Source organism: Spirillospora sp. NPDC048824 (assembly GCF_043198455.1).
Lineage (GTDB): Bacteria > Actinomycetota > Actinomycetes > Streptosporangiales > Streptosporangiaceae > Spirillospora.
In genome coordinates, this window is record NZ_JBICUS010000006.1 from 390,010 (window position 1) to 411,032 (window position 21,023).

The 21,023-nt window shown below is 71.4% G+C and carries 19 protein-coding genes; 15 read left to right on the forward strand and 4 right to left on the reverse strand.

What is annotated here, in order from left to right; all coding sequences use genetic code 11:
• Nucleotides 1-158 precede the first annotated feature (158 nt).
• The 9 genes from ACGFIS_RS15145 (at nt 159) to ACGFIS_RS15185 (ending at nt 8,445) form a co-directional block, all read left to right on the forward strand.
• The gene (locus tag ACGFIS_RS15145; protein ID WP_392971201.1) at nt 159-287 is read left to right on the forward strand and encodes a hypothetical protein; all 129 of its coding nucleotides are present in this window, start codon (nt 159-161) and stop codon (nt 285-287) included.
• A gap of 529 nt (nt 288-816) precedes the next feature.
• Entirely contained in the window at nt 817-1,383 is a 567-nt protein-coding gene (locus tag ACGFIS_RS15150) for a hypothetical protein (protein WP_392971204.1), read from the forward strand.
• Nucleotides 1,384-1,572: 189 nt separating this feature from the next.
• Complete coding sequence (locus ACGFIS_RS15155; RefSeq protein WP_392971207.1) at nt 1,573-2,136, forward strand: SDR family oxidoreductase; 564 nt, start codon at nt 1,573-1,575, stop codon at nt 2,134-2,136.
• 50 nt (nt 2,137-2,186) lie between these two features.
• Nucleotides 2,187-2,660: a nuclear transport factor 2 family protein gene (locus tag ACGFIS_RS15160; RefSeq protein WP_392909909.1), complete on the forward strand. Its 474-nt coding sequence runs from the start codon at nt 2,187-2,189 to the stop codon at nt 2,658-2,660.
• A 136-nt stretch (nt 2,661-2,796) separates the two neighbouring features.
• The gene (locus ACGFIS_RS15165; protein ID WP_392909911.1) at nt 2,797-4,023 is read left to right on the forward strand and encodes a hypothetical protein; all 1,227 of its coding nucleotides are present in this window, start codon (nt 2,797-2,799) and stop codon (nt 4,021-4,023) included.
• On the forward strand, nt 4,023-4,835 hold the full coding sequence (locus tag ACGFIS_RS15170; protein WP_392909913.1) for an SDR family oxidoreductase: 813 nt from the start codon (nt 4,023-4,025) through the stop codon (nt 4,833-4,835). The genes ACGFIS_RS15165 and ACGFIS_RS15170 overlap by 1 nt, the downstream gene beginning before the upstream one ends.
• A 22-nt stretch (nt 4,836-4,857) precedes the next feature.
• Nucleotides 4,858-6,003, forward strand: coding sequence for a sulfotransferase family protein (locus ACGFIS_RS15175; RefSeq protein WP_392909915.1), 1,146 nt, complete (start codon nt 4,858-4,860; stop codon nt 6,001-6,003).
• Nucleotides 6,004-6,199: 196 nt separating this feature from the next.
• Entirely contained in the window at nt 6,200-6,982 is a 783-nt protein-coding gene (locus ACGFIS_RS15180; protein WP_392971210.1) for a class I SAM-dependent methyltransferase, read from the forward strand.
• A 158-nt stretch (nt 6,983-7,140) separates the two neighbouring features.
• The gene (locus ACGFIS_RS15185; RefSeq protein ID WP_392971213.1) at nt 7,141-8,445 is read left to right on the forward strand and encodes an alpha/beta fold hydrolase; all 1,305 of its coding nucleotides are present in this window, start codon (nt 7,141-7,143) and stop codon (nt 8,443-8,445) included.
• 64 nt (nt 8,446-8,509) lie between these two features.
• Here ACGFIS_RS15185 and ACGFIS_RS15190 read toward each other — a convergent pair whose 3' ends face one another.
• From ACGFIS_RS15190 to ACGFIS_RS15200, 3 genes are all read right to left on the reverse strand, one after another.
• Nucleotides 8,510-9,337: a hypothetical protein gene (locus tag ACGFIS_RS15190; protein ID WP_392971216.1), complete on the reverse strand. Its 828-nt coding sequence runs from the start codon at nt 9,335-9,337 to the stop codon at nt 8,510-8,512.
• The gene (locus ACGFIS_RS15195; protein ID WP_392971219.1) at nt 9,334-10,260 is read right to left on the reverse strand and encodes an ABC transporter ATP-binding protein; all 927 of its coding nucleotides are present in this window, start codon (nt 10,258-10,260) and stop codon (nt 9,334-9,336) included. Before ACGFIS_RS15195 ends, ACGFIS_RS15190 begins: the two co-directional genes overlap by 4 nt.
• A 117-nt stretch (nt 10,261-10,377) precedes the next feature.
• The gene (locus ACGFIS_RS15200; protein WP_392910224.1) at nt 10,378-10,734 is read right to left on the reverse strand and encodes a tetratricopeptide repeat protein; all 357 of its coding nucleotides are present in this window, start codon (nt 10,732-10,734) and stop codon (nt 10,378-10,380) included.
• A 219-nt stretch (nt 10,735-10,953) separates the two neighbouring features.
• Between ACGFIS_RS15200 and ACGFIS_RS15205 the strand changes: the two genes are divergently transcribed.
• On the forward strand, nt 10,954-13,545 hold the full coding sequence (locus ACGFIS_RS15205) for an MFS transporter (protein ID WP_392909926.1): 2,592 nt from the start codon (nt 10,954-10,956) through the stop codon (nt 13,543-13,545).
• Nucleotides 13,546-13,548: 3 nt separating this feature from the next.
• Nucleotides 13,549-13,794, forward strand: coding sequence for a hypothetical protein (locus ACGFIS_RS15210; RefSeq protein ID WP_392971222.1), 246 nt, complete (start codon nt 13,549-13,551; stop codon nt 13,792-13,794).
• 35 nt (nt 13,795-13,829) lie between these two features.
• Here the strand turns inward: ACGFIS_RS15210 and ACGFIS_RS15215 are convergent, their stop codons facing one another.
• On the reverse strand, nt 13,830-14,507 hold the full coding sequence (locus tag ACGFIS_RS15215; RefSeq protein WP_392971225.1) for a TetR/AcrR family transcriptional regulator: 678 nt from the start codon (nt 14,505-14,507) through the stop codon (nt 13,830-13,832).
• A gap of 186 nt (nt 14,508-14,693) precedes the next feature.
• On the opposite strand from ACGFIS_RS15215, the gene ACGFIS_RS15220 reads away from it, so the two are divergent.
• The 4 genes from ACGFIS_RS15220 (at nt 14,694) to ACGFIS_RS15235 (ending at nt 20,772) form a co-directional block, all read left to right on the forward strand.
• On the forward strand, nt 14,694-16,463 hold the full coding sequence (locus tag ACGFIS_RS15220) for an ABC transporter ATP-binding protein (RefSeq protein WP_392971228.1): 1,770 nt from the start codon (nt 14,694-14,696) through the stop codon (nt 16,461-16,463).
• Entirely contained in the window at nt 16,460-18,190 is a 1,731-nt protein-coding gene (locus ACGFIS_RS15225) for an ABC transporter ATP-binding protein (RefSeq protein WP_392909934.1), read from the forward strand. The genes ACGFIS_RS15220 and ACGFIS_RS15225 overlap by 4 nt, the downstream gene beginning before the upstream one ends.
• Nucleotides 18,191-18,265: 75 nt before the next feature.
• Nucleotides 18,266-19,582 carry a hypothetical protein gene (locus ACGFIS_RS15230; protein WP_392971231.1) on the forward strand — a complete coding sequence of 439 codons (1,317 nt, stop codon included), beginning with the start codon at nt 18,266-18,268 and terminating at the stop codon, nt 19,580-19,582.
• Nucleotides 19,579-20,772: a hypothetical protein gene (locus ACGFIS_RS15235; RefSeq protein ID WP_392971234.1), complete on the forward strand. Its 1,194-nt coding sequence runs from the start codon at nt 19,579-19,581 to the stop codon at nt 20,770-20,772. The genes ACGFIS_RS15230 and ACGFIS_RS15235 overlap by 4 nt, the downstream gene beginning before the upstream one ends.
• Nucleotides 20,773-21,023: the final 251 nt, after the last annotated feature.

Below are 21,023 nucleotides of genomic sequence, written 5' to 3' on the forward strand. Positions count from 1 at the left end.
AGCGGCCAAACCGCACCGGTATCACACCAAGGTCCGCGCGCTCGTGAGACAAAGCGCCGCGACCTCAACGGCTGGCACATCCTCTGGTAGGCCCGCTACTCGCCCAGCCGCCTGGGTTCCATCGTCCAGACTGTCTTCCCCTTTAACGACCAAGCCAGATGAGGCTGGATCAGCTCAGCGGCTGGTGCGTCGTTGATGATCTGGAACGTGAGTGGGAGCGGCTCGGGCACACCGACTCACTCGACCTCAACAGCCCCGGTCGGCCACTGGACCGCACGTCGGAGTGACTGAACAAGTCGCCGGGCCTCGTCCAAGCCGTCCATGTCGAGGCCGAGGCCGGCTGATCGGTGAGTGGGAGCGGGCGCTGAATCCCGTCCCCGACTGGGTTCGGGGTGATGACTGTGCTGAGCGTGCCCTGGTGGCGATCCGGACGGGCTGCTGGCCGTCCTGCAGCCAGTGGCTCACCGGCGGCGTGAAGGTGTGCATGGCCGTTGTCGGGACGGCCGGGCGCTGCCGCTGAGTACGGCGAGAACGCCCCTCGCACTCCCGGAGGAGGACGAGGGGCGTTCGTGTCGGCTGGGCTTCCCCACCCGCCGACGATGGTCAGGTTACGGGAGGGGCCTCTTGTGGTGAAGGGGCGTAGCTGCTGTGGGATCCAGGTTCCTCGCCGCGGTGAGATTCGCCGACGGACGTAGCCCTGTGGCCACCCTGTGTCAGGGTGGGGCTGTGGTTGGTCCGGGTTCGGGGAGACGCCCCCGTCTGTTCGTTCTTGCCGCTTTGCCAGCCTGCCTTGCTGTCTTGGGTGGGTGCGGGGCCGTGGTCGGGTGGCGGCTGGGGTTCTTCAACTCGGACGGGCGGTTCGAGGACGTCGACGCCTGCGAGATCATGCCCGATGCGGCGACGCTCGCGCCGCTGGTGTCCAATGGGGCGCGGGAGCCGGGAGACTCCAGTCCCAAAGGGTTCCTCGGGCTCGCCGACGATGCCACCTCGTCAGTGTGCAAGTGGAGCAGCGTTCCGGCGGGAGTGGACCGGCCTTTCCGGACGGTGCGGATCTACGCCGCGACCAAGCAGGCGACCACGCGTCAGACCGGGCCGGAGCGTGCGGCGGAATCGTTGGAGAAGTGGCACGGCAACCGTGTTCGGCGTGGCTCTCCGATCACGTCCGTCCGTATTGGTGAAGAGGGCTACCGGACGACGGACGTGGCGACGTACGTCATCGTTGTGGCCCGCGTTGAGGTTTTCGATATCCACGCCAAGTTCCGGATCTCCAACGTGGTCGTGGACGTGTCGGCTCGTACCCATGATGAGCCTGGTGAAGGCGAAAAGGCGCAGGTCGTGGGCCTGGCGAAGCGGGTTGCCGCGCGGCTTGACGCTCTTGATTGACGTCTATGCGGCCGGCAGGGGCATGCTTCCAGGGCCAGGGCGGCGATCTTGAGCAGGTCGGGTTCTGTGGCGTCGTCTCGGGCCTGCTGGGACATGCCCTGGATTACTGCGGCGAAGTAGTGCGCCAGGGCGTCGGGGTCGGCGCCGGGTGCTAGTTCGCCTTGTTGTTGGGCGATCTCGAGGCGGGACTTGAGCCTGGCCGCGCTGTGGGCGGCCTTCGACGCGGAGGTCGAACGGCATTCGGGGCGCGGAGGGGTCGACGTCATCGTCAACAACGCGGCGATCGGCCGTAGCTCTGACCTGGGCTCACTCACGGAGGACGAGTTCGACGAGCTCTTCGCGGTGAACGTCCGGGCGCCGTTCTTCATCGTCCAGGAAGGGGTGAAGCGGCTCCGGGACGGGGGACGGATCATCAACATCTCCAGTGGCGTGGCCCGGCTGGCGACGCCGGACATCATCGCCTATGGGGCCACCAAGGGTGCTCTGGACAACTTCACGCTCAACCTCGCCAAGGAGCTCGGGCCGCGGGGGATCACGGTCAACTCGGTTGCGCCCGGGATCGTCGACACCGACACCAACGCGGGATGGTTGCGGGGAAACGCGGAGGCGGAGGCCTATGCCGCGTCGCTGGCCGCGCTGGGGCGGATCGGGCAGCCCGAGGACATTGCCGGGGTCGTGGCGTTCCTCGCCTCCGAGGATGCGCGGTGGGTTACGGGGAGGGTGATCGACGCGACCGGGGGCGCCGGGTTGTGATGTAGAACCTGTTCTTGTCTTCTGGGTCGGAGGCGAGCAGGCTGTGTCGCATGGACCTGGTCACTCTGGAAGAGATCCGGCAGTTGAAGTACCGCTACCTACGCTCCGTCGACCTGAAGCTCTGGGACGAGTTCGCCGGCGTGTTCACCGAGGACGCCGTCGCCGAGTACGACACCCCGGTGCTCGGCAAGACCCTCAAGCTGGAGGGACGGGACGCGATCGTCGACTACATGCGCGGCAACCTCGGCCCCGACAAGATCTCCACGCACACGGCGGGCGCCCCCGAGATCGTCGTGGACGGCGACCGCGCGACCGGCACGTGGTCACTGGACGACACGATCATCCTCGTGGAGCCCCGCCTGCTCATCCGGGGCGCCGCGTTCTACCACGACGCCTACCGGCGGGGCGCGGACGGGCAGTGGCGCGTCGAACGCACCGGGCACGTGCGCACCTACGAGTACATGGTGTCGCTGGACGACATGCCCAGTCTCAGGTTCACCGCCGGGGTCCCCGACTCCCGATGACCGGGACCGGCGTTGACGTTTCTTAGAACGAGTTCTACCGTCCGTCCGACGATGGGTCCCCGCATCCGTGGCAGCGACACGGCCCGCGCGGGACTCGTCCAGCCAACGCGATGTCGCGATCCCAGGGGAGCCCGGCGTGGCCATCGACTCAGCCGCAGGCAAGACCGACCGACCCGGCACCGGTTCGGCCACGCGATCGTTCGCCGAGGCGATCGCCGAGGCCGAGCAGATCATCCGTGACGCGCCGCACGTCAAGACCGACCAGGATTTGGCCGAAGGGCTGGACTACCTCGCCGGGAGCATCAAGGCGTCGCTGCACATGGTCCAGGCGTACCAGCACGAACACCCGTACTTCGCCTCGTCCACCGGCCCGTACACCAAGCTCGGCCTCGACAACCCGGACACGCTCTACTTCCACGCCTACATCCGCGACGACGCCGAGTACGTCGTCACGGGGCGGCGCGGCACCACCGCCGACCTCAGTTTCCAGATCATGAACGGCGACTACTCGCCGACGCAGTCGCCCGACAGCCTCACCGCCTTCGACGACCGCGAACTCGACATCGCCGAAGACCGGACGTTCCGGCTCCGGTTCGGCCCGCCGAAGCCGGACGCCGGGCCCGGGTACGTCGCGGTCGCCCCGGGGTCCGCGATGCTGATCGTCCGGGAGGTGTTCAGCGACTGGGAGAACGAGCGGCCCGGCGAGATCCGCATCCATCGCGCCGACACGCTCGGCACGTCGCCGCCGTCCGTGCCGTCCGACCGGATGGCCCGCCGGTACGAGGTCGCGGCGAAGATGCTGCTGGCGCGGCTGCGGACCTTCCTGGCCTTCCCCGAGTGGCACTACCTGCAACTGCCGGTCAACACGCTCACCGAGCCGCGTCCGACGCCCGGCGGGCTGGCCACGCAGTACTCGTCCGTCGGCCACTACGACCTCGACGACGACGAGGTCATGGTGATCACCGCGCCGGCGGCCGACCGCGACGTGGCGCCGTACCAGGGCTTCCAGCTCGGCAGCATGTGGTACGTCTCGCTCGACTACATCAACCACCAGACGAGCCTCACCGCCGACCAGGCCCGCGTGGACGACGACGGCATGATCCGGTACGTGGTCAGCGAACGCGATCCCGGCCTTGCCAACTGGATCGAGCGGACCGGGCATCGCCGCGGCTACCTGCAGTTCCGCTGGCAGCGCCTCACCCGCGCGCTCGGCGCCGACGACGGCCCGTCCTTCGAGGTGATGCCGTTCGGCGAGCTGCCGGACCGGCTGCCGAACTACGAGCGGCAGCGGGTCACCGAGCAGGAATGGAAGGAACGGATCACCGCCCGCCAGGTCGCCGTCGCGCGAAGGATGCTCGGCTGATGGCCGCGACACCGCCGGAATCCCCGGAACTCCCGGAACTCCTGGGAGGCCGCGTCATCGTCATCTCCGGTGTCGGCCCCGGCCTCGGGCGCGGCCTCGCCCTCCAGTGCGCCAAGGCGGGAGCCGACGTGGTGCTGGCCGCGCGCAACGAGGAACGGCTCGCCGAAGTCGCCAAGGAAGTCGGGGAGATCGGCCGCCGCGCGGTCACCGTCCCGACCGACATCAACGACGCGGCGGCCTGCGAACGGCTCGCCGAGACGGCGCGGGACGCGTTCGGACGGGTCGACGGCCTGATCAACAACGCCTTCGCGACCCCGCCGCTGAAGGACCTCACCAAGGTCGACCTCGACGCGGTGAGACGCGGTTTCGAGACGAACGTGCTGGCCGCGCTGCACCTCACCCGCCTGTTCGTTCCGGCGCTCGAAGAGACCGGCGGGTCCGTCGTGATGATCAACTCGGCGGTGCTGCGGCACTCCAGGCGGACGTTCGGCGCCTACAAGATGGCCAAGGCGGCGCTCCTCGCGATGGCGCAGAACCTCGCGACCGAACTCGGCCCGCGCGGCGTCCGCGTCAACACGATCGCCCCCGGATACATCTGGGCCGACAACCTCAAGATCTACTTCGACCACCTCGCCACGAAGCGGGGCGTCACGGTGCAGCAGATCTACGACGAGAACGCCGCGACCACCGACCTGCGCAAACTGCCCGACCCGGACGAGGTCGCCGACGCCGTGGTGTTCATGCTGTCGCCGCTGGCCCGCGCGGTCACCGGGCAGTGCCTGGACGTCAACTCCGGCGAGTGGCACCACTAGGACCCTCAGGAAAGGCGCACCGATGACCCCAGGTCGCGACAGCGTGGGCACGGTCGAGGACCTCCACGCCTCCGCAAGCAAGATCACCGGCATGGACGGCTTCGGCGAGGACGACTACCTGGACGGCCTCAAGGTGCTGCTGGAGTCCTGCGCCAGAGACGCCGGGTTCACCCCGCTCGGCAACAAGGCCCAGCGGGCGATGCTGCGCGGCGCGCTCGCCGCCCGCCAGTTCTCCGAGGCGGCGTGGCTGCGGCATCCCGAACACGCCGGCGTCCCCGTCGAACGGCCCATCTTCGTCACCGGGCTGCCCCGCACCGGCACGACGGCGCTGCACCGGCTGCTCACCGCCGACCCCGCCCACCAGGGCCTCGAACTGTGGCTGGCCGAGGTGCCGCAGCCGCGCCCGCCCCGCGCCACGTGGGGGGACGACGCGGTCTTCCAGGCCATCGACGCCGGATACCGGCGGCACCACATCGAGAACCCCGAGTTCATGGGCCTGCACTACATCTCGGCGGACACGGTCGAGGAATGCTGGCAGCTCCTGCGCCAGAGCATGCTGTCGATCTCCTTCGAATGCCTGGCGCACCTGCCGGCGTACTCGTCCTGGCTCGCCGCCCAGGACTGGACGCCCGCCTACCGCAGGCACCGCCGCAACCTGCAGCTCATCGGCCTGAACGACCCCGGGCGGCGCTGGGTGCTGAAGAACCCCAGCCACCTGTTCGCCCTGGACGCGCTGCTCGACGTCTACCCCGACGCGCTGATCGTCCAGACGCACCGGGACCCGCGCACCGCGATGGCGTCCATGTGCAGCCTCTCCGCGCACGCCACCGCCGGCTGGTCGGACGTCTTCACCGGCGCCACGATCGGCCGCGACCAGCTGGACCTGTGGAGCCGCGGCCTCGAACTGTTCCGCGCCGAACGCGCCCGGCACGACCCCGCGCAGTTCCTGGACGTCCACTACGACGACTTCGTCCGCGACCCGGTCGGCACGGTCGGCGGCGTCTACGAGCACTTCGGCCTGCCGTTCGGCGACGACGCCCGCACGGCCATGACGGACCTGCACCACGAGAGCGCCACCGGCGCCGCCAAACCGGCCCACCGCTACGCCCTCGAAGACTTCGGCCTGACCCCCGAACAGGTCGACGAGCGTTTCAGCGGCCTCGTATAGCGGCGAACGGGCAGGCGAGGACAGGGTCCCGGCCTTCACGCCGTGGACGCATTGCGATCACGACGGCCGGCGCTTAAGGAACCTTCAACCGGCCGCGGCTTATCGAAGCGGTGGCAGGGTAAGGGCCCCCGTGCCACCATGACCGCCCAGGTCCTGGACGCTGCCTTCCCGAAGTTCTTTCTGGGGGACGAGCCCGATGACCGAACCGCTTCCGCCCACGCGCAGGAATCGCGCCAGCCTGGCCTACAAACTGCGCTACGCCGCCCAGAACCCCGACAAGATCCGGACTTACGCGGCCAGGGTGGCCCGCGATCTGAAATTCCGCGTCTCCAGCCGCGGCCACGTCGCCTACTACCGGGCCGTCATGAAGTCCGACACGGCCAAGAGCCCCGAGGCGGCCGTCGGCAGCCGCTCCCATGAACGCTGGCTCAAGCTCGGCCAGATGCAGTTCGACTACCTGCGCGGACACGGCCTCAAACCCGATGACCGGATGCTGGAGATCGGCTGCGGCAACCTGCGGGCCGGGTGGCGCTTCATCGACTACCTCGACTCCGGCAACTACTACGGCATCGACATCTCGCCCGACATCCTGCTCGCCGCGCAGAACACGCTCGTCCGGCAGGATCTGCGCGACAAGCTTCCGCATCTGACGCTCGTCAACGACCTGAAGCTGCAGTTCCTGCCGTCCGAGCACTTCTCGGTCGTCCACGCGCACAGCGTGTTCAGCCATTCGCCCCTCGACGTCATCGAGGAATGCCTCGCCAACGTCGGCCGCGTCATGGCACCGGGCGGCTTCTTCGACTTCACCTTCGACCGCACCGAAGGCAGCGAGCACCACGTCCTCCGCGAGGACTTCTACTACCGCACCGAAACGCTGACCGCGCTCGCCGAGAAGCACGGTTTCACCGCCCGCTTCATGGACGACTGGGAAGAGCTCCCGCACGGCCAATCCAAAATCCGCGTCACCCGCCCCGGCTGACGGCCGCCGAGCCGCCCGGCGGGTGAGGAGCGGGCGTGGAGTACTGCCTCGGGTGCCGCTGATTGGGTGCGGTCACAGTGTGCGGGCGGAAGCCTTGACCGTGGCCCCCCATGATCAGACCCTTTGGGCCCGGATGGTCACTAGAGGGGTCCGTTCCGATGCTCCGAAGACTTATCGCCCTGTTCTGCGTCCTGCTGATGTCCGTGTCGGTCATGTCGCCCGCCCACGCGGACAGACGCCTGGACGGCCCGCGTCCCGTCGTGTTCGTGCACGGGTTCAGCGGCTCCGCCGGCCAGTTCGAGACCCAGGCCCGGCGCCTGGCCTCGAACGGGTACCCGGCCCACTACATCGAAGGCCACGAATACGACTCGACGTTCAGCACGAACACCGTGGCGCAGGTCTTCGCGTCGCTGGACCAGCGCATCGCGCGGCTCCTCGACGAGACCGGCGCCGACAAGGTCGACCTGCTCGCCCACTCGCTCGGCACCGCCCTGATGCAGAGCTACCTGCGAAGCTCACCCGCGCGGGCGGCGACCGTCGCGCACTACGTCAACCTCGACGGCGCGACTGCGGAGAGCCCGCCGGGCGGCGTCCCCACCCTCGCCGTGTGGGGTGAGGGGCCCACCGAACGCAGCATCGGCGGCGCCGCCAACGTGTACTTCTCCGGGCAGTCCCACACCCAGGTCGTGACGTCGCCCGAGACGTTCGCGCGGTTCTACGAGTTCGTCAACGGCCGGGCGCCGCACACGACGTGGATCGTCCCGCAGGGGCGCATCTCCCTGTCGGGACGCGCCGTCCTGTTCCCGTCCAACGTGGGCGCGGACGGTGCGCGGCTGGAGATCTACCGGGTGAACCCGGGCACCGGCGAACGCCTGGGGCACACCCCGCTCGCCGCCTACCCGCTCACCGGCGACGGATCGTGGGGCCCGTTCGAGGGGTGGGGCGACGCGTCCTACGAGTTCGCGGTCGTGTGGAGCGAGACGTCCGTCCACCACCTGTACTTCCAGCCGTTCCTTCGCACCGACCGGCTCGTCCGGCTGCTGACCAGCCGCCCCGGTGAGGGCCTGTCGGGGCTCGTGGAGACCGGCGACCACCACTCCGCGCTCAGCATCAGCCGGCAGAAGGAGTGGTGGGGCGACCAGGGACAGGCGGGCGACTCCCTGTACATCAACGGACGCCAGGTGCTGAACGCGGCGAACGCCCCGCGCACCAAGCGCGTCATCGGGATGTTCGCCTACGACGCCGGGCGCGACCGCGTCACCGACCTGGCCGAACCCATCCCGGAGTTCTTCGCGACGCCGTTCATCACCGGCATGGACGTCTACCTCCCCGCCGGCGGGCATTCGACGTCGATCGTCTCCCGCCCCCGCGGCGGCCACGGCCGCATCGACGCCGTGGTCGTCCCGAGCTGGCCCTCCTCCGAGCACCGCATCTCCGTCCAGCTCAACGACCACCCGAACTAGAAGCCCGCTCCCCGCCGCACAAGCCGCCGGTCCAGGTAGGCGCACCTGGGCCGGCGGCGCGGCGTCAGGCGTCGCGGCGGTTCAGGGCGATGTGGGCGGCGGCGAGCGCCGCCGCGGCCCAGCCCGCGAGGATCAGCAGGCCGAACGCCGGCGCGTACACGTCGGACTCGCCGCGCATGAACGCGGCCCCGGCGATGGCGGGCATGAAGTCCGCGACGCGTTCCATCGCGGTGATGTCGCTCGCCTGCAGGCTGGCGGGCACCACCAGGACGACCAGGAAGATCACGATCAGCGTGCCGACCGCGCTGCGCAGCAGAGCGCCGACACCCAGGGAGAACACGCTGATCAAGGCCATGTAGGCGCCGACGGCGAGGACGTCGCCGAGCCAGGCGGTGAACGCGAACTCTCCCCACCGGCCGAGCAGCGGCAGGGCGGCCAGCGACCCGCCCGCCGCGAGGACGGTACCGGCCAGGCCGCCGATGACGGCCGCGACCAGGGTCTTGGCCGCCAGCATCTCGCCCCGCCGGGGGATCCACTGGAGCGTCGCGCGGATCGTCCCGGTGGAGTACTCGCTGGTGATCAGCAGCATGGCCAGCCCGATCAGCACGAACTGGACGAGGTCCACCGCGCCGATCGCGATCGTCCCGATCCCGACGACGCCCTTGTCGTCCGCGGGGTCGTCGTTGTCGTTGGCGTTGACGGTGAAGATGGCGAGCTGGAGGCAGGCCAGGCCCATCAGGACGGCCGCGCCGAACAGGTTCCACCACGTGCTGCGGACCGTCCACGCCTTCGTCCACTCGGCGGCCACGGCACCCGGCAGGCGCCCCCCGGCCGCGGCGTCCGGCTCTCCCGTGGCAGCGCCCGGCGGGCGGTCGCCGGTCGTCGCGGTCATCGGGCGCCCTCCTGGGACGCGGCGAACTCGACGCTTCCCGCGGTCAGTTCCATGTACGCCTGTTCGAGGGTGGCGTCCTGCGGGCTCAGCTCGTGCAGGAGGAGGCCGAGGCGGTGGGCGAGCTCACCGACGGGTTCGACGGTGGTACCCGAGAGCAGCAGCTCCCCGGGCGAGACCGTTTCGGCGGTGACACCCTCCCGGGCCAGGTGGGCGGCCAGCTGCCGCAGACCCTCCGGGTGCGGCCCGCGGACCCTGACGCGGTGCCGGGAGCTGCCCGCGAGGATCTCCGCGATCGGCGCGTCCGCGATGAGCCTGCCCTTCCCGATCACCACGAGGCGGTCGGCGGTCAGTTCCATCTCGCTCATCAGGTGGCTGGACACGAAGACCGTGCGTCCACCTGCGGCGAGGGAGCGCATCAGCTCGCGCACCCAGCGGACGCCGTCGGGGTCCAGCCCGTTCACCGGCTCGTCGAACATCAGGACCGGCGGGTCGCCGAGCAGCGCCCCGGCGATGCCGAGCCGCTGGCTCATTCCCAGCGAATACGCGCCGGCGCGCTTGCCCGCGACGTCCGTCAGCCCCACCCTGGCCAGCACCTCGTCGACGCGCCGGCGGGGAATCCCGTTGCTGCGCGCCATCGCCAGGAGATGGTTGCGGGCGCCGCGGCCGGGATGCACGGACTTGGCCTCCAGCAGCGCCCCGACCTGGCGCAGCGGGTGCCGGAACTCCGCATACCGGCGGCCGGACACCAGCGCCGTTCCCGACGTCGGCTCGTCCAAGCCCACGATCATCCGCATCGTGGTGGATTTCCCGGCGCCGTTGGGGCCGAGGAAACCGGTCACCAGCCCCGGCTCGATCGTCAAGGACAGATCCGCCACGGCGGCCGTCCCGCCGTAGTGTTTGGTCAACCCGGAAAGGGTGATCATGCGCTCTCCCGCTCGTCGTCTACCGGAACGGTAGAAAGCGGCGGGCGGCGCCCGCAGTGCCCGATCGTCGCCGGGCGCACCCGACTTTCGTCAGGTACGCCCGGCACGCGGGAACGATCAGGCGAGGTCGGCGGCCGTGACCGAGACGTCCACCTTCGCCGCCGGGTCGACGCCCATGGCGGCGGCCAGCTTGCGGAAGCCGCGCGCCTCGTCCGGGCGGCTGCGCCGCTCCAGGGTGCGGGCCAGCGCCTCGTAGGCCCAGCCGTTGGACGGGTCCAGCTCGACGAGCCGGCGGAACGTCTCCTCGGCCCGCCCGAGCTGGGCGCTGTGGAAGTACGCCCGGCCCAGCAGCTCGACGGCCGCCCGGTTCTCCCCGTGCTCCGCCACGATCGGGGTCAGGATGCGGGCGGCCCCGGCGTAGTCCTTGGCGTCGAAGAACAGCGTCGCCCGCTGGAACTCCTCGTACACGGTCATCATGGCCCCCTCTCCACGGATTCACCCCCAGGAACCGGGGTGGTGCCCCCGTTGTTCCCGCGCGCAGGCGGCCGCGCCCGGCCGCGCCGGGACGGTCTGATCTTGTCCGCGCGGGGAGGTGTGAGTTCCGGGAGGGGGGTAGCCACATATCGGTGAACCACGGGGGCGCACGACCACTGCCTGCATTGGGGGCTGACCGGCATGACGGATGATGCGCGCTTGGGCACGCTGACCACGCGGATTCCCGCGCGCATGGACCGGCTGCCGTGGTCGCGGTTCCACTGGATGGTCGTGATCGGGCTCGGGACGGTCTGGATCCTCGACGGGCTCGAGGTCACGATCGTCGGGTCCGTCGCCGCGCGGCTCACCGAAGAGGGCAGCGGCATCGAGCTGTCCGCGGCCCACATCGGCTACGCGGCGGCGATCTACGTGGCGGGCGCGTGCACCGGCGCCCTGCTCTTCGGGCAGCTCACCGACCGGTTCGGCCGGAAGAAACTGTTCATCCTCACGCTGGTCGTGTACGTCATCGCGACGGTGGCCACCGCGTTCGCGTTCGCGCCCTGGTACTTCTTCGTGTGCCGGTTCGTCACCGGGATGGGCATCGGCGGAGAGTACGCGGCGATCAACTCCGCGATCGACGAGCTGATCCCCGCCCGCGCCCGCGGCAGGGTGGACATCATCATCAACGGCAGCTACTGGGTGGGGGCGGCGCTCGGTGCCCTGGCCGCGGTGGTCTTCCTGAACACGGCGATCTTCCCGATCGACCTCGGGTGGCGGGTGGCGTTCGGGATCGGCGGCGTCCTCGGCCTCGTGATCATGTTCGTCCGGCGGCATGTCCCGGAGAGTCCGCGCTGGCTGTTCATCCACGGACGCGAGGACGAGGCCGAGCGGATCGTCGACCGGATCGAACGCGGGGTCCGCGAGGAGACCCACCAGGACCTGGACGAGCCGGACCAGAGCATCACGGTGCGGCAGCGCAAGGCCATCCCGTTCCGGGAGATCGCCAAGGTGGCGTTCAAGGTCTACCCGCGGCGGGCGATACTCGGGTTCGCCTTGTTCGTGGGCCAGGCGTTCCTCTACAACGCGGTGACGTTCGACCTCGGCACCATCCTGAGCGGGTTCTTCGACGTGGCGTCCGGGACGGTGCCGTACTTCTTCGCCATCTTCGCGATCGGCAACTTCCTGGGACCGCTGCTGCTCGGGCGGTTGTTCGACACGGTGGGCCGCAAACCGATGATCTCCGGGACGTACTTCGTCTCGTCGGCCCTCACTGTCCTGCTCGCCGTTTTCCTGATCACCGGGGGGCTGACGAAGTGGACGTTCATCGCGCTGGTGGGCGTGACGTTCTTCTTCGCCTCGGCGGGCGCCAGCTCCGCCTACCTGACGGTCAGCGAGATCTTCCCCATGGAGACCCGGGCGCTGGCCATCGCGTTCTTCTACGCGATCGGCACGGCCGCCGGCGGCATCACCGGTCCGCTCATCTTCGGCCGGCTGATCGACACCGGGGACGTGAGCCTGGTCGCGATCGGGTTCCTCGTCGGCGCCGTGATCATGGCGCTGGGCGGCCTCGCCGAGCTGTTCTTCGGCGTCAAGGCCGAACGGGCTTCGCTGGAGAACATCGCCAAGCCGCTCACGGTCGAGGAGGCCGGCGAGGAGGAGGCGCCGGCGGCCAAGCCTTCGGCGGAGGAGGCGCCGGACGTGCGGCCGGAGCGCCGCGCCGCGCTGGAGGCCCGCCGGCACGCCGAGGAGCAGCGGGCGCGTGCGGCCGAGCACCGCGCCGCCATCCACGAGGTGAGATCGCGCGCGGACGAGGGCGACCGCGCTGCCGCCGACCGGCTGCGGGTGGAGGAGACCCTCGCGCAGACGGCCGAATGGGAGGCCGAGCGGCTGACGGAGCAGGCGACCGCCCATGACGAGCGGGTCGCCGCCGAGGACGCCGGCACCGCCACCGAACGCGACAGCGCACTGGAACGCGCCGCCGCCGCGGAGGAGCGTGCGCGTGCACTGCACCAGCGGGTCGAGGCGCTGGCGGCCGCGAACCGGCGGGACGCGGAGACCCACGCGGCGTTCGCGGAGGCCGCGGCGGAGCGGGCGCGGGCCCGTGAACAGCATGCGATGGCCGTGGAGGCCCACGCCAGGGCGGCGGATCTGGAGGGGATCGAGGCGGAGATCGCCCGCGGCCACGCCGAGACCTTCGACGAGTGGGAGCGGATGCACGCCGAGCTGGCGCTCGCGCACGTGGCCCGTGCCGAGCGGGACGAGGACGGGGCCGCCCGGCATGACCGGCAGGCCGACGTCCACCGGCTGCGCGCCGAGTCCGCCGCCGACCGGATGGAGGCGGCGCAGCACCGTTCCGCCGCCGCGTCGCTGGCGGCCGAGTCGGGCACGGCGGAGCAGGCGCGGCGGGAGCGCGAGGCGGCGGCGGAGCGGCAGCGCGCGGCCCGCGAACGCGACGAGCGGATCCGTCAGCGCGTCCTCCGCCGTGAGCGCCAGCGCCGCACGGGGCTGCGCCGGCTGCTCCCGGGGCCCGGCGAGACGTTCTACTCGCCGAGGATGCTCGGGACGTCGAGCTGGTCGTCCGACGCGGACATCGCCCTGGACCGCGAGGTCAGCGCCATCGCGCAGGCCCTCAGCGAACACGGGCCGACCAGCCGCCACCGGCTCGCCGAACTGGTCGGCGCACGCTACTGGGGGCCCGGCCGGTTCCGCGCCGCACTGCGCGAGGCCGTCCACGAGGGCCTGGCCCAGCCTCAGGCGCGCAACAGGTACGCGCCGCCGCCGAGGCCCGGCGACACGAACACGGACGGGTGACCGATGATGCGCTGCCGGCTCCTCGGACATGACTACCGCTTCTCAGCCGAGGGCGAGACGATGCGCTGGACCTGCGTGCGGGAGTGCGGAGCCGGGGGTGCGAAGGAGTACCCCACCGCGTCCGAGGCGCGGCGTTACGCCCGCGCCTTCGACCGCAAGGACCGTGAGGACCTGGGAGAGCGCGCCCCGCTCATCGGCCTGTTCCCGCTGCGCCTGATCCGCGCCATGCGCAGGCAGCGGGACGTGTAGGCGCGGCGCGGACCGGGCCGAGAGGCGACGCCGGACTAGGGGGCCGCCGGAGTGGCCTGTGCGAGCAGGCCGTCGACCAGTGCGCGGAGTCCCTGCGGGTAGGTGTCGCCCTGGGCCACCGCGGCCCATTGGCCGCTGATGGCGGCCAGGTGCGGCAGCCGGGACGCGTCCAGATCGCTCAACGTCACGTGGCGCAGGTCGCCGGCCCGGCGGCGGGCGGTGTTGGCGCGGACGAGGATCTCCCCGGCGGTGTAGTACCAGATGCTCCGGAAGACGACGATGGCGTGTGCGGGTGTGCATCCGTAGTCGCCGGCCGCGGCCACGATGTCCTCGACCATCCACAGGGCCGACTCGTCGAGGAGCCCGAGGAAACCGTCGGTGGTGACGATCTCCACGGCCCATGGCCAGGCCGCGGCGGCGTCGTGCATCGCGCCGGCGGCCGCGATGATGCGCTCCCGCGGGTCGCTGGGCAGCGCGGGACGTTCGACCTGGCCGAGGTAGTGATTGAGCACCAGGACCAGCAGGTCCTCTTTGCTCCGCACGTGGTGGTACAGGGTCGTGGCCCCGACGCCGATCTCGGCGGCAAGCCGGCGGACGGTCAGCTTCTCCCAGCCGTCCCGCTCGATGATCTGGCGGGCCGCCGCCACGATCTGCGCGCGTGAGGTCAGCGGCGGCCGGCCGGTGCGGCCGTGCGGTGCGGTCGGTGAAGCCATCGTTCCATCATGCCCCCGGCGTGGAGGCGGCGCGGGTCCTGCCCTTCGCGCTCGACAGCGCCCGGTCTCGATGTTACTTTCGGAACACGTTCGAAAAGTCGCCGAAGGGCAGGGGGCGGGGGCACGATGAAGCCGGAACAGGCGGAACCTTCGGATGCCGCATCGGATGCCATAGGTCTCGCGGAGTTGCTGCGGCCGGTCCGGCCGCGGCTCGGCGCGGCGGTGGGCCTGCAGGCCGTCGCGGCGGCGGCCGCCGTGGTGCCGTTCCTCGCGGTGGCCGAACTGGCCAGGGTGCTGCTGGTCGCCGGTCCGGTCGACCGGGACCGGGCCTGGACGGTCGCCGCGGTCGCGGCGGGCGCGCTCGTGGCGTGGCTGCTGCTGACCGGCGCGGCGGCGGCGCTGGCCCATCAGGCGGATCTGGCCTTCCAGCTGTCGGTGCGGCGGCGCCTGGTCGACCGGCTGGGCCGCGTCCCGCTCGGATGGTTCACCGACCGGGGCGCGGGCGGCATCGGGAAGGCGGTCCAGCACGATGTGGACGCGATGCACCACCTGGTGGCGCATTCACTGCTGAACTTCACCGCCGTCGCGGTCACGTCGCTGGTGTCCCTGGTCTACCTGTTCTGGGTGGACTGGCGGATGGCGCTGATCCTGCTGGTCCCGATCGTGATCGGAATCGCGCTGTTCGCCCGCCGGATCGTGAGCATGACCTCGGGGATGGCGGCCTACGAGGAGGCCCTGCAGCGCATCGTCGGCAGCGTCGTCGAGTTCGTCGAGGGCATCGCCGTCGTGAAGATGTTCGGGCAGGCCAGGCGTGCGCACCGGCAGTACGCGCGGGCCGCCGACGATTTCGCGGAGTTCCTCGACGCCTGGCTTTCGCAGAACAACCGGCCGGCCGCCGCCTCCGCGCTGGCGTTGAGCCCCGTCACCATTCTGCTGACGGCACTGGCCGCAGGCACGGCGCTGGTCTCCGCCGGGCACCTCGGCCCGGTCGATCTGCTGCCGTTCGTGATCGTCGGGCTGGGGCTCGCCGCGCCCCTGCAGGCCATGGATCTCCATGGCGAGGACATCGAGATGGCGAGTGCGGCGGCCAAGCGGGTGGGCGCCCTGCTCGCGGCGCCCGAGCTGGCGGTGCCCGCGGAACCGCGAACGCCGGAGGACGACGGGGGCCTCCGGGTGGAGCTGTCCGGGGTGGAGTTCGCCTACGACGCGGACCGGCCGGTGCTGAGCGGCATCGACCTGGCCTTCGAGCCGGGCACCGTGACCACCCTGGTCGGGACGTCGGGTTCGGGCAAGACGACCCTGGCGAAGCTGCTGCCGCGGTTCTTCGACCCGACCGCCGGCACCGTCGCGATCGGCGGCGTCGACCTGCGCGACATCGCACCGGATCGGCTGTACCGGCTGGTGTCGTTCGTCCTCCAGGACGTCCAGCTCCTGGACGCCACCGTGCGCGACAACATCCGCCTCGCCCGTCCCGACGCGGACGACGAAACGGTACGGCGTGCGGCGCGGGCGGCTGCCATCGACGAGCGCCTGTGCGCGCTGCCGCGCGGATACGACTCGGTGGTCGGCCGGGACGTCCGCCTCTCCGGGGGTGAGGCGCAGCGGCTGTCCATCGCCCGGGCGATCCTCGCCGACACCCCGATCGTCGTGCTCGACGAGGCGACCGCACATGCCGATCCGGAATCGGAGGCGCTGATCCAGGACGCGCTGTCGGAGCTGGCGGCCGGGCGGACCGTCCTCGTCGTCGCGCACCGGCTGGCCTCGGTGGCCGGAGCCGACCGGATCGTGGTCCTCGAACAGGGGCGGATGGCCGAACAGGGCACGCACGAGGAACTGCTCGCCGCCGATGGCCGGTATGCGCGGATGTGGCGGCTGCAGGAGCAGGCCGGGCCCGGGGACGCCGACGATCGCGACGCCTACGCCGGGACCGGCGCGGCGAAGGGGGAATGGCGATGATCCGCCGACTGTTCACGGCGCTCGGCCCCGAGCACGCGGGCGCCCTGCGCAGGCTGCTGACCCTGCTGACCGGCGCGGCGCTGCTCCAAGGGGCCGCGTTCGTCCTGCTGGTCCCCGTCCTGCGCGAACTGCTCGGCAGCGAACCGGAACGGGCCTGGCCGTGGGTGATCGCGCTCGCCGTGCTGTGGATCGGGTACGCGACGGTGAACTACCCCGCGACGCTGGCCGGTCATCGCAGCGGTACGGCCCTGAGCCGCGACCTGCACCACCGGATCGGTGACAAGGTCGCGCAGCTGCCGCCGGCCTGGTTCACCACCGACCGCGTCGGCGAACTCGGGCGCCTGGCCGCGCAGCGCGTCGTCGACATCATGAGTGTGCCCGCGCATCTGCTGCGGCCACTGGTCGACACCGTCGTCACACCGCTGGTCGTGGTGCTGGCCATGTTCCTGTTCGACTGGCGGCTGGCCGTCTCGATGGCCGTCGCCGCGGTCGCGGTGGCGGTGGCGTACCGGCTGGCGGGCCGCGGCATGCAGGTCGCCGACCGCCACGCGGACCGCATCCACGCCGAAGCAGCCGGGCGGATCGTGGAGTTCGCCCGCGCACAGCCGGTCCTGCGGGCCTTCGGCCGCACGGTGGAAGGGCACGCCGCCCTCGATGACGCGCTCGCCGCCCAGCACGCGGCCGGCCGCCGGATGCTGCGCGCCGGTACCCCCGGCATCGTCGGGCTCGGCTTCGTCGCGCAGGCGTCGTTCATCGCGCTGCTGGCCCTGGGCATCTACCTGGCGCTCGACGGCTCGCTGGGGACGGCGGAGCTGATCGCGCTGCTGGTGCTGGCGGCCCGGTTCGTCGAACCGGTCATGTTCATCGCGGAGATCGGCGGCGCGATCCGCGTCGCCGAGAACGCGATCACCGAGATCAACGCGCTGCTCGCCACCGAGACGCTGCCCGAACCGGAGGTGACGCGCCGGGCGGACGGCGCCGGCGTCGAACTCGACGGCGTGCGCTTCGGCTACGACGGCACCCCGGTGCTGGACGGACTGTCGATGCGCGTGCCGCAGGGCCGGATGACCGCACTGGTCGGCCCGTCCGGCGCGGGCAAGACGACCGTGATCAAGCTGATCGCGCGGTTCTTCGACCCCGGCGCCGGAACGGTGCGCGTGGGCGGCGTGGACGTTCGCGAGATGCGGACCGAGGACCTGACGTCGCTCATCTCGGTCGTCTTCCAGGACGTCTACCTCTTCGACGGAACCATTCTCGACAATGTCCGCATCGGCAGGCCCGACGCGACCGACGCGGAGGTCTACGCCGCCGCCCGCACCGCGCGGGTCGACGACATCGCCGAACGCCTCCCGGGCGGCTGGGACGCGCCGGTCGGGGAAGGCGGCGGCCGCCTGTCCGGCGGCGAGCGGCAACGCATCTCGATCGCGCGCGCCCTGCTGAAGAACACCCCGATCGTGCTGTTCGACGAGGCGACCGCCGCGCTGGACGCCGAGAACGAGCACGCCCTGCACGAGGCGATGGCGGCTCTGTCGCACGACCGCACCGTCCTGGTGATCGCGCACCGGCTGCACACGTTGCGGGGCGCCGACCGGATCGTCGTCCTCGACGGGGGACGTGCCGTGGAAGAGGGCGGCCATGACGAACTGCTCGCCCGCGACGGCCGGTACGCCCACTTCTGGCGCGAACGCCGCCGCGCCCACGGCTGGAGCCTGACCGGCGCGCGCTGAGGACGCGCGGAACCCTCGTCCGGCCGGCGGAGTCCAAGGGGATCAATGGCGCCCCCCCGACCCGCTGGAGTCCGAGTGTCCGATCCCGAACCCGCCGGTTTGGCGCACCGCCTCCGGACCGACCGCAGATGGCGGATCGCGGCCGTGGCAGGGGCGCTCGCCCTCGCCCTGGGCGTCACGGTCGCGGTGGCCGTCGCCCGCGGGGCGGCGCCCAGCGGCGGTATCGCCGACGGGCCCCTGTTGCCGGCGCCCGCGGGCGCCGACCGCGTTCCCGCCGGCCGGATCATCGAGAAGCTTCCCCGCAACTGCGGAGTGTCGGACGCCACCGCCGCCAGGCTCGCGCCCGGGTCCGACCCCGACGCCGAGAAGGGCGGCGTCTTCCGGCGCGGCGGCCCCGGAAGCTGCATGTGGTACTCGCTGGACGACGGGAAGGCCAAGTGCGACTGGTGCGTCGGCGACTTCGCGAACGAGCGCGTCCTCGACGTCACCATCACCCTCGCGTCCGGCCGCAGTCAGTCACCGATCAGCGAGGCGATGGAGATGGTGGGCGGGGCCGGGCCGGGCCGCGTGGGGGCCGACCCGGCCAAGATCGTGGAGGGCCTCGGCGCGGAGGCCGCCGCCCGCTATTCGGCGGACACCGAGACCGAAGGCGCCATCGTGACCTTCCGCGAGGGCAACGCCGTCGCGACGATCCGCTACCGCGGATGGGACGCCGACGGAGACCGGCGCAGGACGATCCCGGAGAAGACCGCGATGGACGGGGCCCTGGCCGCGGCGGCGGAAACGGCGAAGGCCCTGGGAACGGCGGCGAACCCCGTGCTCAGCACCGTGAAGCAACCGGTCACGCCGCCGCTGACCAGGGTCCCCAAACCCTGTGACGCGGTCCCCGGCCGCACGGTCGACATGGTCGCCCGCGACGCGTACCGGCGGCGGGGAAGCGCGAACCTGCTCCCCGCGACCCACCGGACGGGGATGTCCGTCGAATCCTGCACGTGGAAGGCCCGCACGTCCGAGTTCACGGACGAGGGCCGGTCGCGCACGCTCACGGTGTCGCTCGCGGTCGGGGAAGACCGGGTACCGGGCATGGCGGTCCACACCGCCACGCGCCACTACCTGGGCCTCCACCGGAACCTGCGCAGCGGCAGGCTCCCCGGCATCACGGCGTTCACCGGCTTCACGCCGCTGGCCGGGCCCGGCGACCGGGCGTTCGCGGTCACCAAGACCGGGATCGGGTCGATGGGCGACGTGGGCGTGGTGGTCTTCCAGAAACGCAACGTCCTGATCGAGGTGGCCTATGAGGGCGCCGACCAGGAGACGGAACTGCGCGGACGCATGTTGATCGACAGCGCCTACACGGTCGCCGTCGCGGTGGAAAGGTCGTTGCGATCATGACCGAGGCGGCATCGCGACCGCGTTCCGGCGCCGGCGAGACGGGCGCCATCGTGTTCGCGTTCATCATCGTGTCCGTGCTCGCCGTCGTCCTGGTGGCGACGTCGCCGGCGCCCGGAAGCCTCGACCGGCTGCCCGATCCGCCCGCCGGGCCCGACCGGATCCCGGCGGGGCCGGTCATCACGGCGATCCCGGTGGGCTGCGGGATCTCGCCCGCCACCGTCGGCCGCCTGGTGACCGAACCGCGGATGATGAAGGACGGCCACCGGGACGGGGAATGCATGTGGTCGTCGGGGAGCGACGACGGATCGCGCCACCACCTGTCCATCGCCCTCACCTTGACCCACGGCACCGCCGCCCTCTCGCCGTCCGGTCCGGCGACCGGGCGGTCACCCCTCGCCGCCGCCATGAAGTCGTTCGGTCCGAGATGGTCCGACGCGACCACCCGGGCGGTGACGGGACTCGGCGATGAGGCACTCGTGCAGTTCTCACCGTCCGCCGGCGTGTCGGTCGTGGCACGCGTCGGGAACGCGACGGTCTCCGTCCAGTACCGCGACGCCCGCGGGTCGATCCCGGAGCGGACCGCACGGGACGGCGCGTTCGCCGCCGCGGCCGAGGTCGTGGACCGCCTGGGCGCACGCACCCCGTCGCGTCCCGCGATCGCCCCCGCCGCGGACCCGTCGCCGGCACGCAAGATTCCCGACCTGTGCGGCTCGATATCCGAACGGACCTTGAACCGCCTGCTGGGAGGCGAGCAGACTCCCAGCCCGTCGGGAACGAGCGGCAGCGGCGGCCTCGCCATCAAGGACGCCGACCACCGCGGCTGCTCACGGACGTCGGCGGACCGCGAACTCACCGTCACGGCGGCGGTCGTGCCGGGCACCGACCTGTTCGACGGCACCCGGCTCGCAACCCGCGAGTACACGATGCGGCACGACGACGCCCGCGCCGAGGAAACGCTCAGCGTCCACGACCGGAAGTACTTCCACGCCGTCACCGGCCTCGGTGACCAGGCGTTCGCCGCGCACGTCCCGGGAGTCGTGCCCGGCGTGGTCGTCTTCCGGGACGGCGCCCTGCTGGTCCAGGTGAACTACGAGGAGGCGGACGAACGCCGTCCCCTTAGCGGCGAGCACGCGGTCCGCGGCGCGTACGCGGCGGCACAGGAGGTCGCGCAGGCCCTGGCCGTGCACTGACACGTCAACGGAGCCTGCCGCTCGCCGTCCAGGAGCGGAGCTTCTCGGGGTTCCGCATCGCCCAGATGTGCCGGATCCGGTCGCCGACCACGTCGAACGCCAGCACCACGACGAGCTCACCGTCCTGCTCGCCCGCCAGGCCGGGCTGTCACGACGTGATCACGCCGCGCATGGACGCCGCGCGCTGTGCCCGGTTCATCCGGGCGACGACCTGCGGGTCGAGTTCGCGCCTGAATGGGCTTCGATACTCG

What these genes read in the sequence shown, in the direction of transcription:
- ACGFIS_RS15190 (WP_392971216.1), bottom strand. Translation starts at nt 9,337, where the DNA reads ATGACCGCGACGACCGGCGACCGCCCGCCGGGCGCTGCCACGGGAGAG.
- ACGFIS_RS15160 (WP_392909909.1), top strand. Translation starts at nt 2,187, where the DNA reads ATGGACCTGGTCACTCTGGAAGAGATCCGGCAGTTGAAGTACCGCTAC.
- ACGFIS_RS15175 (WP_392909915.1), top strand. Translation starts at nt 4,858, where the DNA reads ATGACCCCAGGTCGCGACAGCGTGGGCACGGTCGAGGACCTCCACGCC.
- ACGFIS_RS15195 (WP_392971219.1), bottom strand. Translation starts at nt 10,260, where the DNA reads ATGATCACCCTTTCCGGGTTGACCAAACACTACGGCGGGACGGCCGCC.
- ACGFIS_RS15200 (WP_392910224.1), bottom strand. Translation starts at nt 10,734, where the DNA reads ATGACCGTGTACGAGGAGTTCCAGCGGGCGACGCTGTTCTTCGACGCC.
- ACGFIS_RS15145 (WP_392971201.1), top strand. Translation starts at nt 159, where the DNA reads ATGAGGCTGGATCAGCTCAGCGGCTGGTGCGTCGTTGATGATCTGGAA.
- ACGFIS_RS15180 (WP_392971210.1), top strand. Translation starts at nt 6,200, where the DNA reads ATGACCGAACCGCTTCCGCCCACGCGCAGGAATCGCGCCAGCCTGGCC.
- ACGFIS_RS15235 (WP_392971234.1), top strand. Translation starts at nt 19,579, where the DNA reads ATGACCGAGGCGGCATCGCGACCGCGTTCCGGCGCCGGCGAGACGGGC.
- ACGFIS_RS15215 (WP_392971225.1), bottom strand. Translation starts at nt 14,507, where the DNA reads ATGGCTTCACCGACCGCACCGCACGGCCGCACCGGCCGGCCGCCGCTG.
- ACGFIS_RS15225 (WP_392909934.1), top strand. Translation starts at nt 16,460, where the DNA reads ATGATCCGCCGACTGTTCACGGCGCTCGGCCCCGAGCACGCGGGCGCC.
- ACGFIS_RS15210 (WP_392971222.1), top strand. Translation starts at nt 13,549, where the DNA reads ATGATGCGCTGCCGGCTCCTCGGACATGACTACCGCTTCTCAGCCGAG.
- ACGFIS_RS15170 (WP_392909913.1), top strand. Translation starts at nt 4,023, where the DNA reads ATGGCCGCGACACCGCCGGAATCCCCGGAACTCCCGGAACTCCTGGGA.
- ACGFIS_RS15185 (WP_392971213.1), top strand. Translation starts at nt 7,141, where the DNA reads ATGCTCCGAAGACTTATCGCCCTGTTCTGCGTCCTGCTGATGTCCGTG.